The organism is Phreatobacter sp., assembly GCF_016793595.1.
In the GTDB taxonomy this organism is placed as follows: domain Bacteria; phylum Pseudomonadota; class Alphaproteobacteria; order Rhizobiales; family Phreatobacteraceae; genus Phreatobacter.
Genome location: NZ_JAEULY010000004.1, coordinates 951,992 through 965,050 on the forward strand (window position 1 = coordinate 951,992; position 13,059 = coordinate 965,050).

15 protein-coding genes are annotated in these 13,059 nt (G+C 67.4%); 10 read left to right on the plus strand and 5 right to left on the minus strand.

All coding sequences use genetic code 11. The features are described from left to right. Positions 1 to 57: 57 nt before the first annotated feature. Positions 58 to 813 (minus strand): M15 family metallopeptidase, encoded by a 756-nt coding sequence (locus JNK84_RS08715; protein WP_293422942.1) that lies wholly within the window; start codon positions 811 to 813, stop codon positions 58 to 60. Beyond that, positions 810 to 1,601 (minus strand): peptidoglycan recognition protein family protein, encoded by a 792-nt coding sequence (locus JNK84_RS08720; protein WP_293422945.1) that lies wholly within the window; start codon positions 1,599 to 1,601, stop codon positions 810 to 812. Before JNK84_RS08720 ends, JNK84_RS08715 begins: the two co-directional genes overlap by 4 nt. Positions 1,602 to 1,799: 198 nt before the next feature. On the opposite strand from JNK84_RS08720, the gene JNK84_RS08725 reads away from it, so the two are divergent. The 3 genes from JNK84_RS08725 (at position 1,800) to JNK84_RS08735 (ending at position 3,393) form a co-directional block, all read left to right on the plus strand. Continuing rightward, positions 1,800 to 2,363 (plus strand): DUF4337 family protein, encoded by a 564-nt coding sequence (locus JNK84_RS08725; RefSeq protein ID WP_293422948.1) that lies wholly within the window; start codon positions 1,800 to 1,802, stop codon positions 2,361 to 2,363. A 16-nt stretch (positions 2,364 to 2,379) separates the two neighbouring features. Further along, positions 2,380 to 2,721 (plus strand): DHCW motif cupin fold protein, encoded by a 342-nt coding sequence (locus tag JNK84_RS08730; RefSeq protein WP_293422951.1) that lies wholly within the window; start codon positions 2,380 to 2,382, stop codon positions 2,719 to 2,721. Positions 2,722 to 3,030: 309 nt separating this feature from the next. Then, positions 3,031 to 3,393, plus strand: a complete 363-nt coding sequence (locus tag JNK84_RS08735; protein WP_293422954.1) for a hypothetical protein — start codon at positions 3,031 to 3,033, stop codon at positions 3,391 to 3,393. 5 nt (positions 3,394 to 3,398) lie between these two features. On the opposite strand, the gene JNK84_RS08740 is transcribed toward JNK84_RS08735, so the two are convergent. Genes JNK84_RS08740 through JNK84_RS08750 form a run of 3 tightly spaced genes read right to left on the minus strand, consistent with a single transcriptional unit; the run spans position 3,399 to position 6,790 of the window. Then, positions 3,399 to 4,040 (minus strand): GNAT family N-acetyltransferase, encoded by a 642-nt coding sequence (locus JNK84_RS08740; protein ID WP_293422957.1) that lies wholly within the window; start codon positions 4,038 to 4,040, stop codon positions 3,399 to 3,401. After that, complete coding sequence (locus JNK84_RS08745; RefSeq protein WP_293422960.1) at positions 4,037 to 5,326, minus strand: M16 family metallopeptidase; 1,290 nt, start codon at positions 5,324 to 5,326, stop codon at positions 4,037 to 4,039. The genes JNK84_RS08740 and JNK84_RS08745 overlap by 4 nt, the downstream gene beginning before the upstream one ends. 45 nt (positions 5,327 to 5,371) lie before the next feature. Next, positions 5,372 to 6,790: an amidase gene (locus JNK84_RS08750; protein ID WP_293422963.1), complete on the minus strand. Its 1,419-nt coding sequence runs from the start codon at positions 6,788 to 6,790 to the stop codon at positions 5,372 to 5,374. Between the two features lie 174 nt (positions 6,791 to 6,964). Here JNK84_RS08750 and JNK84_RS08755 point away from each other — a divergent pair, with 174 nt between their 5' ends. From JNK84_RS08755 to JNK84_RS08785, 7 genes are all read left to right on the plus strand, one after another. Next, positions 6,965 to 7,633: a GNAT family N-acetyltransferase gene (locus tag JNK84_RS08755; RefSeq protein WP_293422966.1), complete on the plus strand. Its 669-nt coding sequence runs from the start codon at positions 6,965 to 6,967 to the stop codon at positions 7,631 to 7,633. A gap of 75 nt (positions 7,634 to 7,708) precedes the next feature. Then, positions 7,709 to 8,032, plus strand: coding sequence for a PadR family transcriptional regulator (locus JNK84_RS08760; RefSeq protein WP_293422969.1), 324 nt, complete (start codon positions 7,709 to 7,711; stop codon positions 8,030 to 8,032). Then, complete coding sequence (locus JNK84_RS08765) at positions 8,020 to 8,640, plus strand: HAAS signaling domain-containing protein (RefSeq protein WP_293422972.1); 621 nt, start codon at positions 8,020 to 8,022, stop codon at positions 8,638 to 8,640. The genes JNK84_RS08760 and JNK84_RS08765 overlap by 13 nt, the downstream gene beginning before the upstream one ends. Before the next feature lie 57 nt (positions 8,641 to 8,697). Then, complete coding sequence (locus JNK84_RS08770; RefSeq protein ID WP_293422975.1) at positions 8,698 to 9,312, plus strand: ferric reductase-like transmembrane domain-containing protein; 615 nt, start codon at positions 8,698 to 8,700, stop codon at positions 9,310 to 9,312. A 90-nt stretch (positions 9,313 to 9,402) separates the two neighbouring features. Then, positions 9,403 to 10,785, plus strand: a complete 1,383-nt coding sequence (locus tag JNK84_RS08775; protein WP_293422978.1) for an aminotransferase — start codon at positions 9,403 to 9,405, stop codon at positions 10,783 to 10,785. 126 nt (positions 10,786 to 10,911) lie between these two features. Beyond that, on the plus strand, positions 10,912 to 11,907 hold the full coding sequence (locus tag JNK84_RS08780) for a flagellar motor protein MotA (RefSeq protein ID WP_293422981.1): 996 nt from the start codon (positions 10,912 to 10,914) through the stop codon (positions 11,905 to 11,907). Continuing rightward, a complete protein-coding gene (locus JNK84_RS08785; RefSeq protein ID WP_293422984.1) occupies positions 11,907 to 12,935 on the plus strand; it encodes a peptidoglycan -binding protein in 1,029 nt (342 codons plus the stop codon). The genes JNK84_RS08780 and JNK84_RS08785 overlap by 1 nt, the downstream gene beginning before the upstream one ends. Positions 12,936 to 13,059 lie beyond the last annotated feature (124 nt).

Sequence of the window (13,059 nt, forward strand, 5' to 3'; positions counted from 1 at the left end):
GGACCATGACAATGCGCCAACCGCCCACATGTTCCAAGGGTTGCAGGGACGGCCTGATCAGCGCGAACCGCGCGGCGGGATCGGGAAATCGAAGGACTGTCCGGGAAGGGGCTCGTCGCGCAGCTGGAAATGCCACCATTCCTTGGCATAGGCGCGGAAACCGTGACGCTGCATGAGGCCTGCGAGCAGTGTCCGGTTCGCCGCCGCATCGCGGCCGATGCCGGGCGCCCGGACATGCGACAGCGTGTCGAAGCAGTCGTAGGCCGTACCGAAGTCGAGGACGCCGTCGTCGATCCGCGTGCCGTACGGAGCCGCGCAGTCGCCGGTGCCGCCCGCCGACGGTGTACCGCTGCGCGCCATGCCGAGATCGACCGTCGAACCGCGCGAATGGGTGGAGCGGGACGACAGGTAGCCCCGCACGCTGAGGTCGCGCTTGTCGACGCGGGGGTAGTAGATCGCCCGCATGCGCTGGTCCGTCTCGTCGCGCGTCCAGGTCATGAAATCGGCGACCGCGCGCTGCGGCCGATAGCAGTCCCAGACGACGAGAGTCAGGCCGCGAGGCGCGATCTCTGCCTGTGCGCGGGCAAGTGCGTCGGCCGCACGGCGCGTCAGCACGCATTCCGCCGCATGATAACCCGCCGCCGGCCGGCCCATGAAGTTGCGCGAACCGGCATAGCGGATGTCCTGCCGGATCGTTGGAGCCACATCGGCTAGGTGGACGAAGCCCTGCGGCAGCGGCTGCGCCGAGGCGGCGATGGAGCAGAACACGGCCGCAAACGCTGCCGGAACCCACATGCCATCGCGGCGCTTCATCGCGCCGCCAGCAGGTCGCGCAGGGTGCGCAGCGTCGAGGCATCCGCCACGCCGTCCACCCGCTCCGGTCGCCAGTGCCGCTGGAAAGCGGTCACGACCGCCGCCGTCAGCGCATCGTAAACGCCGGTGACCTGGACGCCGTAGCCAGCCATGGCCAGCAGGGCCTGCAAGGCCTGGATCGGCGGGCCTTCCTCTCCCTGCCGGTAGGACGGGCCATCCATCAGCGGGACCGGGGGCACCCACAGCCCGAGCCCCATCTCCGCCAGCCGCTTCCAGGGAAACAGTTCGCCGGGGTCCTGCTTGCGCGTCGGCGCCGTGTCGGAATGACCGATGACGCCCGCGGGCGGGATGGCGTGGCGCGCGACGATGTCCTGCGCGAGCGCGATGACCGCCCCGATCTGCGTCTCGGGAAAGGGCCGGTAGCCGAATTCATGGCCTGGATTGACGATCTCGATGCCGATGGAGCGCGCATTCACGTCGTCGCGCCCATGCCACGAGCCGATCCCGGCATGCCAGGCCCTGCGCCGCTCGGCGACGCACTGGACGATCTCGCCGTCCTCGAAGACCACGTAGTGGCAGGAAACACGTGGCGGATTCGGGTCGCACAGGCGCTTCAGCGCCGCCATGCCGTCCCGCATGCCGGTATAGTGCATGATCAGGAGGCTCACCGGCTCCGCGCGCGCGTCGTGATTGGGCGAGGGCGCCAGCGAACGGACGAGCGGCGAATCCGGGCCGTCCATCTCGCCGTCGTCATGGTGATGGTCGTGGCCGTCGCAAGCGTCGCTCATGAGGCCGGCACCAGGCCCGTCCGGAGGCTCGGCGCAAGCGCCGCGATAACGCCCGATCTTGTCTGCATTGTCATGAATCCTGTGTAGGCCCTCGGCCGTCGCAAGCAAACCCTCGAAGGTCCGCGTCACTCCCCTTGCGCGCGCGATCGCGGCGCGGCACACGGTTCATCGTCCTCGTTCCTGCCAAGGAATCACACAATGTCGGGCCACGGCCATATCGACCCCTCCAACAAGAAGATCGCGCTGCTGATCGCCGTCCTCGCGCTGTTCCTGGCGCTGGCCGAGACGGCGGCGAAGAGTTCGCAGACAGACGCCCTCAACGCCAATGTCGAGGCATCGAACCTCTGGGCCTTCTTCCAGGCCAAGACCATCCGCATGACGGCGGTGACCACCGCCGCCGAGGACATGACAATCACCCGCGATGCCATGACCGACGCGGCGGTCAAAGCCGCCATGACCCGGCAGATCGACCAGTGGCGCGCCAACGCCACCCGCTGGAACACCGAACCGGAGACCAATGAGGGCCGGCGCGAACTGGCGGCTCGGGCGACCGCAGCCGAGAAGAAGCGTGATCTCGCCTACAAGCGCTACCACGACTTCGAGATTTCCTCGGCGGCGTTCCAGATCGCCATCGTGCTGGCCTCCGCGGCTGTCATCACCAGCGCCATGGCGCTGGCCTGGCTCGCGGGCGGGCTCGGCCTGATCGGCATCGGCTTCTCGGCCATTGGCCTGCTGAAGCCCGGCCTCATCCACCTGTTCTGACGCCGGGAGCCGTCCCATGAGAATGTCCGACATCGCCTTCAACACCGTGGACTGGGCATCGGTCGCGCCCACCCGCCACGAGGGCGATGCCGGACATGCGCTCTGGCGTACGCAGCATTTCGGCCCGGCGGAGAACCGCATCCGCGTGCGGATGGTGGACTATTCGCCGGGCTATGTTTCCGACCACTGGTGTTCCAAGGGACATGTCCTGCTCTGTCTCGAAGGCGCGCTTGAGACGACGCTGGCCGACGGCCGCGTTTTCGTGCTGAAGCCCGGCATGAGCTACCAGGTGGCCGATGGCGCGGAGGCCCACAGGTCCCGCGCGCCGACGGGCGCGAAGCTGTTCGTCGTCGACTGACACGATCCGCTCCTTCAATCCGAACCGGATGCACCGCGCAGCATTGCGAGCGCACGGTGCGCGCTCGCCCAGACGTCCGGTTTTCTCCGCGCTGGCGCTGATCGCGACAGGATATTAAGACTTTCGTATTATAGACTTTAGTCTCTAGCCTGATCGGGCTGCCGGGCGCCGCGATCGAACCCTTTCCCACCCGGACACGACAGACCCGCTTGGCAGGCATTCGCGGTTCTATGTTGCGATGCGACATTGGAAATGGTGCGCTGCGTCAGTCCATTTGCCGCATCCGGACCGAAGGAGGTCGCGATGGAAATGATCCGGCTTCGCGCTTTTCAGTCGGCGGCGCGCGACTGCGCCCTCGCGGCGCTGGCTGCACTGGCGCTGATGTATCACTGGGCCGGCGAACCGGTCTCGGCCATGAAGGCCGGCGGCGTCGGCTTCACACTGGTAGCGGTGTTCATGGTCCTGCGGGCCGTGCAGAACGCCCTGCAGGATGTCGAGTACAACGAGATCTGGATCAATCTGAAGCGCGACGAGCGGCCGCCCCGCGCCGTCGCCAAGCGGATGATCTCCAGCGCCAGCCGGCAGGCCTGCTACACGTTCGGCTGGTACGCGGCCGGCGTCTCGGTTTCGCTCTGGGCGCTGACCATCGGGGTCGGCCTCACCGGCCTCTGAGCGCCTCAGCCAAGCGCATCGCCCTTCACCAGCCCGTAGAGCGTGTGGTCCATCCACGTGCCGTTGATACACAGATATTGGCGCGCAAGCCCCTCGCGGGTGAAGCCAACCCGCTCCAGCAGGCGGACGGAAGCCTCATTGGTCGGCACGCAGGCCGCCTCGATGCGGCGAAAGCCCAGCGGCCCGAACGCATAGGGGATCAGGGTCCGGACGCCGGCGGCCATATAGCCCTTGCCGGCGAAGGCCTCGCCCATCCAGTAGCCGAGAGACACCGTCTGCGCGACGCCGCGCCGGATATTGGTCAGCGTGATGCCGCCGACCAGCGCGCCGTCCTCGTTGCGGTAGACGAACAGCGCATAGCCCTGGTCCTCGCGCCAGTCCTGCCGATAGCGCGCGACGCGGCGGCGGAAAGCGGGCTTGGTCAGGTCGTCCGGCGGCCAGGCCGGCTCCCACGGCACCAGAAACGCCCGGCTGGCGCCACGCAGACGTGCCCAGCCCTCGAAATCAGCCATGTCGGGCACGCGCAGGGTCACCTTGCGACCGACAATGGGCTCCGGCGGATCGTAGGCAAGGCCCACCGCCCGAAGCAGCGAAAGCGGTTTCGCGGCGGGCGGCCTCTGTGGCGGGGCCTTGGTCGAAGCGTTCATGTCGAACGGAATTGTTCCGCCAGCTTCGCCACCTTGTCCAGCCCGCGCTTCGGCCCGATGGCCGCGAAGGTCATCGGCGACGAGCGCACCAGCCTTGCGCCAGCCGCACGGGCGTCCTCGACCGTCACGGCATCGATCTTCGCGGCGATTTCCTCGAGGTCGAAGGTGCGCCCGAAAGCCAGCACCTGCCTCGCCATCTGGTCGGTGCGGGCGGAGGAGCTCTCCAGCGCGCCGAGCAGCCCGACCTTCATCTGCGCCTTGGCCCGGCCGACCTCGGCCTCCGTCGCGCCGTCCACGGTGGCGTGGAGCACGTCCATGGTCAGTTTCATCAGTTCGACCGCGTCGCCGGGATCGGTGCCGGCGGAGATGCCGAATATGCCGGTATCGCCATAGGACCAGTGGAACGAGTGGATCTCGTAGCAGAGGCCCTTGTCCTCGCGGACGTCCTGGAAGAGCCGCGACGACAGCCCGCCGCCGAGCAGGTTGTTGAACACGCCGACGGCATAGATGTCGGGGTCGCGGTAGCTCATGCCCTCGTAGCCGAAGACGAGGTTGGTCTGTTCCAGCGGCCGGGCAATGGTGGCGCCGCCGCCCTTGTAGACGCCCGGTTCGACATCGGGCGGCACCTCGCCGTCGAGCTTGGCGAATTTCTCGGCGACAGCCTCGACGACGCGGTCGTGATCGACCGCGCCGGCTGCCGTGACCACCGCCTTCGGGGCGCGGTAGCTGCGGCCCATATAGGCGCGCAGCTTGTCCGGGGTCGCCGAGCGCACCGCCTTCGGCGTGCCGAGAATGGAACGGCCGAGCGGCTGGTCGGGGAAGGCCGACGCGATGAACTGATCGGTGACGACATCGTCGGGATCGTCCTCGGCGGCGCCGATCTCCTGGACGATGACGTTCTTCTCCTTGACCAGTTCCTCCGGGTGGAACTGCGGGTCCGTCAGGATGTCGGAGAGGATATCGAGGCCCACGGGCAGATCCTCGGCCAGCACCTTGGCGAAATAGGAGGTGTTCTCCGAGGCCGTCGAGGCATTGAGGTCGCCGCCGACAGCCTCGATCTCCTCGGCGAGACCGCGCGGCGTGCGCTTGGTCGTGCCCTTGAAGGCCATGTGCTCGAGCAGATGGCTGATGCCGTGCTCGTCGGGGCGCTCGTCACGGCCCCCGACACCGAAGGTGACCTGGATCGAGGCGGTCCGCAGGTGCGGCATGGAATCGGTGACCACCGTCAACCCGGAGGGCAGGCGGGTCAGGCGGGTGGAGGATGGCGCGGCGGCGGGTCGGGTCATGGCCCGAACATAGTGGCCCGCCGCCGGAACCGGAAGCGGGGAGCCTCAGCCGCGCGGATCGATCGGCTTCACGGTCTTCAGGCCGAGGATATCCTCCATGATCTTCGCGCCGGCGAGAATCCGGTCCTCGCCATGCGGCCGCGCGGCGATCTGCAGGCCGATCGGCCGGCCGTCGCTGGTGAAGCCGCAGGGAAGCGAGACGGCGGGGCAGGACACGGTCGTCAGCGCATAGGCGATGGAAAGCCACTGCACATAGTCCGGGAACTTGAAGCCGTCGCATTCGGCGACGAAGCGCTGCTCGACCGGATAGGCCGCGACGATGGTGGCCGGCGTCAGCAAGAGATCGTAGCGGTCGAAGAAGGCGAGCGTCCGCTGGAGCATGGCCTGACGCTGCGCCTCGGCGCGGGTCAGTTCGTCCATGGTCAGCTTCAGGCCCTTCTCGATGTTCCAGATGACCTCAGGCTTCAGCTTGTCGCGATGGGTCTTCAGGAGCTCGAACTTGGTCGTGGCGAAGGCGTAGGCGCGCAGCACGCCGAAGCATTCGTGGATCTCGGAGAAATCGGGATGGGCCTCCTCGACGATGACGCCGGCCTCCTTGAAGCGTTTCGCCGCCTTCTCGGTGATCGCCTTCACCTCCGGATCGACCGGGGTGATGCCGAGATTGGCCGACCACGCCACGCGCTTCGGCTTCCAGCCGCCGGAGAGCGCCATGCGATAGCTGCGCTTTGGCGCGGGCAGCGAGCGCGGGTCGCGGTGATCGTCGCCACTCATGGCGTCGAGCAGCAATGCCAGGTCGGTGACGGTGCGCGCCATCGGTCCCTCGACGCCCATGGTCGAGTCGATCTTCGTGCCGGGCGTCGAGGCGACGCGGCCCGGCGAGGGGCGCAGGCCGACAATGCCGCAGAAGCTCGCGGGATTGCGCAGGCTGCCGCCCATGTCCGAACCATGGGCGAGCCAGGCCATGCCGGTCGCCAGCGCCACGGCAGCGCCGCCCGACGAGCCGGCCGCTGACAGCTTGGTGTTGTAGGGATTCACGGTGGCGCCGAAGACCTCGTTGAAGGTGTTCGCGCCCGCGCCGAATTCCGGCGTGTTCGACTTGGCGTAGACGATGCCGCCCTGGGCTTCGAGGCGTTCGACGAGGATGTTCGAGGTCTCGGGGACGTTGTCCTTGAAGATCGGCGAGCCCTGCGTCGACAGCACGCCGGCGACATCGGTCAGATCCTTGATCGGCACGGGCATGCCCTGAAGCAGGCCGCGGCCCTCTTTCGGCTTCTTCATCAGCGCGCGGGCATGTTTGCGGGCGCGATCGAAGCACAGGGTCGGCAGCGCATTCACCTTTTTGTCGACAGTGGAAATACGCTTCTCCAGCGTGTCGAGCAGGTCGAGCGGGGAGACCTCCCCCTTCTTCAGGAGCTTCAGGATGTCGGTTGCGCTCTTCTCGATCAGCGACAGATCGGCGGCCATGGATGCGTCTCCCCTCTGCAAGAGGCCGCACCGTGGCACCGCAGCGAGCGATCCGGCAAGCCAGGGTGGCCGACAGAGCGCCATGCGCGGAGCGAATGGATGAGCGCGGGCTATCCTGGCCGCGCGGCGATGGCTAGAACCGGAGGCGTTCGATCGGAGCGTACCGAGACCCGCATGACCGCCGACGACACCATTCCCGATGCCGCGCTCGACGCCGAACCGCAGGTGCGCGTCCGGCGACTGAACAAGCGCGATCTCAACCGCACCTGGGAGTTCATCAAGGCGGTGTTCCGCGAGGTGAACCGCTCGACCGTCGAGTACCAGCGGCCGAAATCGAAGAAGCGCTTCCTCGAGGTCTATGACGAGAAGGGCATCGAGCAGCTGCTGTTCGTCATCCGCCTCGGCAACAAGGAGCGGATCGTTGGCTATGCCGAATGCGCGCTGACGATCATCGGCACCGACAACTGGATGAACGAGCGCTATTTCCGCGCTCGGGAAATGCGCCCGCTCTTCGTCGAGGAACTCGCGGTGGACCCGGAATTCCAGGGGCGCGGGCTCGGCAGCTTCGTGCTGGAGCAGCTCGAGCATCTCGCCCGCCTGCGGGGGTGCACGCATCTCGTGCTGGAAGTGGCGGAGAACAACGACAATGCGCTGAAATTCTACCGGGGCCGCAGCTTCACCAAGCTCGATGCGGCGATCTTCCTCGCCAAGAAGGTCGTGTCGGACCCAGACATCCTGCCGCCGCGCCGGCTGAAGCGCCGCCAGAAGGCTGCATCTGCCGAAACCGAGGAAAGCACGGCGACATTGCCCGCGGACCCGAAGGATATGCCGCCGGAGGGGTGATACCTCGTGTTGCTAGGCTTTTCTGCTTGACACCTAGTGACACGAGGTATAGCGTTCCGAGGCATGGACCCGGAAATGCTCAAAGGCCACCTCGACACCATCGTCCTCGCCGCGCTGGAGGCGGGGCCGGCCCATGGCTACGCGGTGATCGAGGCGATCCGCTCGCGCAGCGACGAGACGTTCGATCTGCCGGAGGGCACCCTCTATCCGGCGCTGCACCGACTTGAGGCGGCCGGGCTGCTCCAGAGCGAATGGACGGTGCCACCGACGGGACGCAAGCGGCGCGTCTATGCCCTGACGCCGGCCGGGCGCGATGCGCTGGCCAAGCGCCGGACGGTGTGGGAACGCTTCTCGCAAGGGGTCAACGCCATCGTCGGAGGACGGCCATGGCCAGCCTGATCGACAGCTATCTCGACGAGCTCTCGCGTCATCTCAGCCACGATCCCGCGCTGGCGCGGCGCATGCGCGCCGAACTCGCGGACCATTTCGCCGAAGCGCTCGGTGACCGCCCGTCGGAGGCGGAGATGCAGCGCGCCGTCCAGCGCATGGGCCCTGCCCGCGCCGTTGCCGCGACACTTGCCGCCGACGGCGCGAGCCGGCAGGTGGACCGCACCTGGATCACTCTGCTTGTCGCCCTCGTTGCGACCTTCATCGCCATGCGTCTGCGCGCGCTCTGGCTGCCGCCGCTTGCCACGGACGGAACCTTCGCCGGCTTTGCGGCGCCGCTGATCGACCGCTGGGCCTTCGTCGCTGCCATCGCGGCGGCCGCGGCCGGCTACTGGGCCATGCGGCCCTCCCCGGCCGCGCCCGTTCTTGCCCTCGCCGCGCTCTGTGCCTCGGTTGCCGCCGGCATGCTGCGCATTGCGCTCGCTGCGGACTGGTCGGCCGCGCCGCTCGCCGTGGCCGCGGCAACCGTCGGCGAATGCGCCCTCGTCGGGCTGCTGCTCGCGCAGATCCTGGCACTGCGCAGAAGGCGGCGACAGGCCACGCGCCTCTCTGCCGGCTAGCCGGCGAAACGAACCCCTTCAGCCATCCGAACTTGCTACCGATCCCGGAGGGACGGCATGACCACGCTTGCCTCGCGCACACTTTCCGTCCGCCTCGCCGAGGGCTGGACGCTGACCGGCACGATCACGCTCGCCCTGCTCGCCGCATCGGCGCTCATCCATGTCCAGGCCGGTGGCGGCACGGACGGTTTCCGGGCCGTGATCCGCTTCACCGCCCGCACATCGCTCGTGCTGTTCCTCATGAGCTTTGCCGCGTCATCGCTGGTTCGACTGGCGCCATCCCGGCTGACGCGATGGATGATGCGCAACCGGCGCTATCTCGGCGTCTCCTTCGCCATGTCTCATGTCATCCACGCGGCGGCGATCATCGCGCTGGTCCGCGCCGACGCGGCGCTGTTCTGGCAGCTCAGCAACCTCGGTTCTGTCGTCACCGGCAGCACCACCTATCTCGTCATCGCGCTGATGACCGCGACCTCCTTCGATGCGGCGGTGCGCTGGGTCGGTCCCCGCGTCTGGCGCTCGCTGCACTGGTGGGGCGCGTGGTACATCTGGGTCAGCTTCGTCTTCACCAACGGCAAGCGCGTACCGATGAGCCTCTGGTATCTCGGTCCGGTCGCCCTTCTCGGCCTTGCCATGGCGCTTCGCTGGATGGCCTCACGGCGAATGGCCTAGCGATACAGATGCATCGCATTCCAGCCGTGCTTTGACACCTGCCTGTCTGATCGGCTTCATTCGCGGCATTCTCATGCTCCGGAGGCCGCCATGGCGCTGACGAACCTGCAGGTCCGCGACGTCGAAACCGTTCTGCATCCCTACACGAACCAGGCGACCGTCCGCGAGACCGGCACGCTGATCCTCGAAAGCGGCAAGGGGATTCATGTCACGGACGTCGACGGCAAGTCCTATATCGAGGGCATGTCGGGGCTGTGGTGCGCCTCGCTCGGCTACGGCAACCAGGAGCTTGCCGAGACCGCCTACGAGCAGATGAAGAAGCTGTCCTTCACGCATCTGTTCGGCGGCAAGAGCCACGATCCGGCCATCGAACTGGCCGAGAAGCTCAAGGAGAAGGCCCCCGTGCCGATCTCCAAGGTGTTCTTCACCTCCTCGGGCTCGGAGGCCAATGACAGCCAGGTCAAGATGATCTGGTACATGAACAATGCGCTGGGACGTCCGCAGAAGAAGAAGATCATCTCGCGGATCAAGGGCTATCACGGCGTCACGGTCGCCTCGGCCTCGCTGACCGGCCTGCCGGCCAATCACATCGATTTCGACCTGCCGATCTCTGGCATCCTGCACACGTCCTGCCCGCACTATTACCGCTTCGGCAAGGACGGCGAGACCGAGGAGGAGTTCTCCTCCCGCATGGCGCAGGACCTCGAAGACATGATCCTGCGCGAGGGGCCGGACACGGTCGCCGCCTTCATCGCCGAGCCGGTGATGGGCGCGGGCGGCGTGCTCGTGCCGCCGAAGGACTATTTCCCGAAGATCATGGCCGTCTGCAACAAGTACGACGTGTTCATGATCTCCGACGAGGTGATCTGCGGCTTCGGCCGGCTCGGCGAGTGGTTCGGTTCGCCCGCCCTCGGCTACAAGCCCCACTCGATCTCGATCGCCAAGGCCCTGACCTCGGCCTACATGCCGGTCGGCGCGATCATGATCCCCGAGGACATGTACCAGGCGACCATCGTGGAATCGAAGAAGGTCGGCACGTTCGGCCATGGCTTCACCTATTCCGGCCATCCGGTCGGCGCTGCAGTGGCGCTGAAGACACTGGAAATCTACGAGCGCGAGAAGATCATCGAGAAGGCCGCGGCCAAGTCGCCGCAGTTCCAGGCGCACCTGAAGGCGCTCGGCGACCATCCGCTGGTCGGCGAGGCCCGCGGCCTCGGCATGGTCGGCGCCATCGAGGTGGTTGCCGACAAGAAGACCAAGAAGGCCTTCGATCCGAAATCGGCCGTCGGCGCCCGCGCGGTGAAGATCGCCGAGGAGGAAGGCCTGATCGTTCGCGCCATGGGCGATTCCATCGGCATCTGCCCGCCGCTGATCATCACGCCGGAAGAGACCGACGACCTGTTCGACCGCCTGTCGCGCGCGCTCGACAAGACGCTGGACTGGGCGACGAAGGAAAAGCTGCTCGGCGCGTGAGCGAAAAAGACGCCACCTTTCCCCGGCGGGGAGAGGTGGCGGCTCCCCCTCCCCGCGATCCATCGCTTCATTTCTTGCGCCGCAGCGGCTAGCCTTGGAGCAGACGCAAAAGCCCGAAGAGTGCCGATGGCCCGCGATCTCGACCCCTTCAAGGTCTCGTCTCCGCGCATCTTCCTGTTCCGGATGCTGGTGTTCCTGGCGCTGGTCGGACTGATCGTCTTCGTGCTCCAGCGCGAGGTGCGCATCGCCTTCATGGCCAATCCCGGCCTCAACGGCGTCATCGTCGCGGTCGGGCTGATCGGCGTGATTCTGTCGTTCCGGCAGGTGATTCGCCTGTTTCGTGAGGCGCGCTGGGTCAACTCGTTCCGCCTCGCCGATCCCGGTATCGTCGTGGACAAGCCGCCGGTGCTGCTGGCGCCGATGGCGACCATGCTCGGCGACCGCGCCGGCCGCATGGCGATCTCGACCACCACCATGCGCTCGCTGCTCGATTCGCTGGCGACCCGCCTCGACGAGGGCCGCGAGCTCGCGCGCTATCTCACCGGCCTGCTCGTCTTCCTCGGCCTGCTCGGCACGTTCTGGGGCCTGATCGAGACGGTCACCTCGGTCGGCCGGGTGATCAACGGTCTGTCGACGCAGGGCGAGCTCGGCACCATTTTCGAGGACATGAAGCGCGGCCTCGCCGAACCGCTCGGCGGCATGGGCATCGCCTTCTCGTCCTCGCTGTTCGGCCTTGCCGGCTCGCTGGTTCTCGGCTTCCTCGACCTGCAGGCGAGCCAGGCCCAGAACCGCTTCTACACCGAGGTCGAGGACTGGCTGTCATCCACCGTGCAGGACATGGCGGTGATCAGCCCCGGCGCGGCCGGCGATGCCGCTCCCCAGGTCAGCGTCGCCGATCTCCAGCGCGCGTTCGACCGGCTGCGGGAGGCCATCGCCGAGGGCCCCTCCAACCAGCGCGCCAGCGCCGCCATGGCCAACCTTGCCGAGGGCATACAGGGCCTCGTCACCCACATGCGCTCCGAGCAGCAGCTGATCCGCGACTGGGTCGAAACCCAGGCCGGGGAGCAGAAGGAAGTGCGCCGCCTGCTTGAGCAGGTCCTGCGCGAGCGGAGCCGCACCTGATGGCCCTCTCACGCGCCCGCCGCGGCGAGCGCGGCATCGACTACTGGCCGGGCTTCGTCGATGCCCTGTCGACCTTTCTGCTCGCCATCATCTTCATGCTGTCGGTGTTCATGCTGGCGCAGTTCTTCCTGTCGCGCGACATCGCCGGCAAGGATGAGAGCATGGTGCGCCTGCAGCGCCAGATCGCCGAACTCGGCGAGCTGCTCCAGCTCGAACGCGGCCAGCGCCAGACGCTGCAGGAGGGCCTTGCCGCGATCACCGCGACGCTCGGCACCTCCGAGCAGGAGCGCGCGCGGCTTCAGGGCCTGTTGACCGATGCGCAGGGTCAGGCGGGCAGCGCCGGGACCCGGGCGACCACGCTCGAGGCCCAGATCGCCCAGCACCGCCAGACCGCGCAGGCGGCGCTCGCCCAGATCGAGCTTTTGAACCAGCAGATCACCGCGCTGCGCCGCCAGCTCGCCGCGCTGGAGGACGCGCTCGGCGCGAGCGAGGCCCGTGACCGGGAATCGCAGTCGCGCATCACCGATCTCGGCCGGCGCCTGAACCTCGCGCTCGCCCAGCGCGTGCAGGAACTGTCGCGCTACCGCTCGGAGTTCTTCGGCCGTCTGCGCGAAATTCTCGCGGAGCGCGCCGACATCCGCGTGGTCGGCGATCGCTTCGTCTTCGGGTCGGAGGTGTTCTTCGGGTCAAGCCAGGCCGAGATCGAGCCCGGCGGGCGCGCCGAGCTGGACAAGCTGGCCGCTGCCCTCCTGCAGCTCGAGAAAGACATTCCAACCGACATTCCCTGGGTGCTGCGGGTCGACGGGCACACCGATGCCCGGCCGATACAGGGCGGCCGCTTCCGCTCCAACTGGGAGCTGTCGGCGGCGCGCTCCATCGCCGTCGTCCAGTACCTGATCTCGCGCGACATCGCGCCCGAACGCCTCGTCGCCGCCGGCTTCGGCGAGTTCCAGCCGATCGACCGCGGCGACGGCCCGGAAGCGCTGGCACGCAACCGGCGCATCGAGCTCAGGCTGACCGATCGCTGACAGAGCGCCGTCAACGCCGCACCTCGTCGTGGCCGAACTTGTCCCGGCCACCCACGGCATGAACGCGCGACGCGCAGAAAGAAGGCGTGGATGTCCGGCACGAGGCCGGGCACGACGTTTAGGG

Bases quoted from the DNA above. Each gene is read 5' to 3' on its own strand.
- JNK84_RS08715 (WP_293422942.1), bottom strand. From the start codon at position 813: ATGAAGCGCCGCGATGGCATGTGGGTTCCGGCAGCGTTTGCGGCCGTG.
- JNK84_RS08720 (WP_293422945.1), bottom strand. From the start codon at position 1,601: ATGAGCGACGCTTGCGACGGCCACGACCATCACCATGACGACGGCGAG.
- JNK84_RS08725 (WP_293422948.1), top strand. From the start codon at position 1,800: ATGTCGGGCCACGGCCATATCGACCCCTCCAACAAGAAGATCGCGCTG.
- JNK84_RS08730 (WP_293422951.1), top strand. From the start codon at position 2,380: ATGAGAATGTCCGACATCGCCTTCAACACCGTGGACTGGGCATCGGTC.
- JNK84_RS08735 (WP_293422954.1), top strand. From the start codon at position 3,031: ATGATCCGGCTTCGCGCTTTTCAGTCGGCGGCGCGCGACTGCGCCCTC.
- JNK84_RS08740 (WP_293422957.1), bottom strand. From the start codon at position 4,040: ATGAACGCTTCGACCAAGGCCCCGCCACAGAGGCCGCCCGCCGCGAAA.
- JNK84_RS08745 (WP_293422960.1), bottom strand. From the start codon at position 5,326: ATGACCCGACCCGCCGCCGCGCCATCCTCCACCCGCCTGACCCGCCTG.
- JNK84_RS08750 (WP_293422963.1), bottom strand. From the start codon at position 6,790: ATGGCCGCCGATCTGTCGCTGATCGAGAAGAGCGCAACCGACATCCTG.
- JNK84_RS08755 (WP_293422966.1), top strand. From the start codon at position 6,965: ATGACCGCCGACGACACCATTCCCGATGCCGCGCTCGACGCCGAACCG.
- JNK84_RS08760 (WP_293422969.1), top strand. From the start codon at position 7,709: ATGCTCAAAGGCCACCTCGACACCATCGTCCTCGCCGCGCTGGAGGCG.
- JNK84_RS08765 (WP_293422972.1), top strand. From the start codon at position 8,020: ATGGCCAGCCTGATCGACAGCTATCTCGACGAGCTCTCGCGTCATCTC.
- JNK84_RS08770 (WP_293422975.1), top strand. From the start codon at position 8,698: ATGACCACGCTTGCCTCGCGCACACTTTCCGTCCGCCTCGCCGAGGGC.
- JNK84_RS08775 (WP_293422978.1), top strand. From the start codon at position 9,403: ATGGCGCTGACGAACCTGCAGGTCCGCGACGTCGAAACCGTTCTGCAT.
- JNK84_RS08780 (WP_293422981.1), top strand. From the start codon at position 10,912: ATGGCCCGCGATCTCGACCCCTTCAAGGTCTCGTCTCCGCGCATCTTC.
- JNK84_RS08785 (WP_293422984.1), top strand. From the start codon at position 11,907: ATGGCCCTCTCACGCGCCCGCCGCGGCGAGCGCGGCATCGACTACTGG.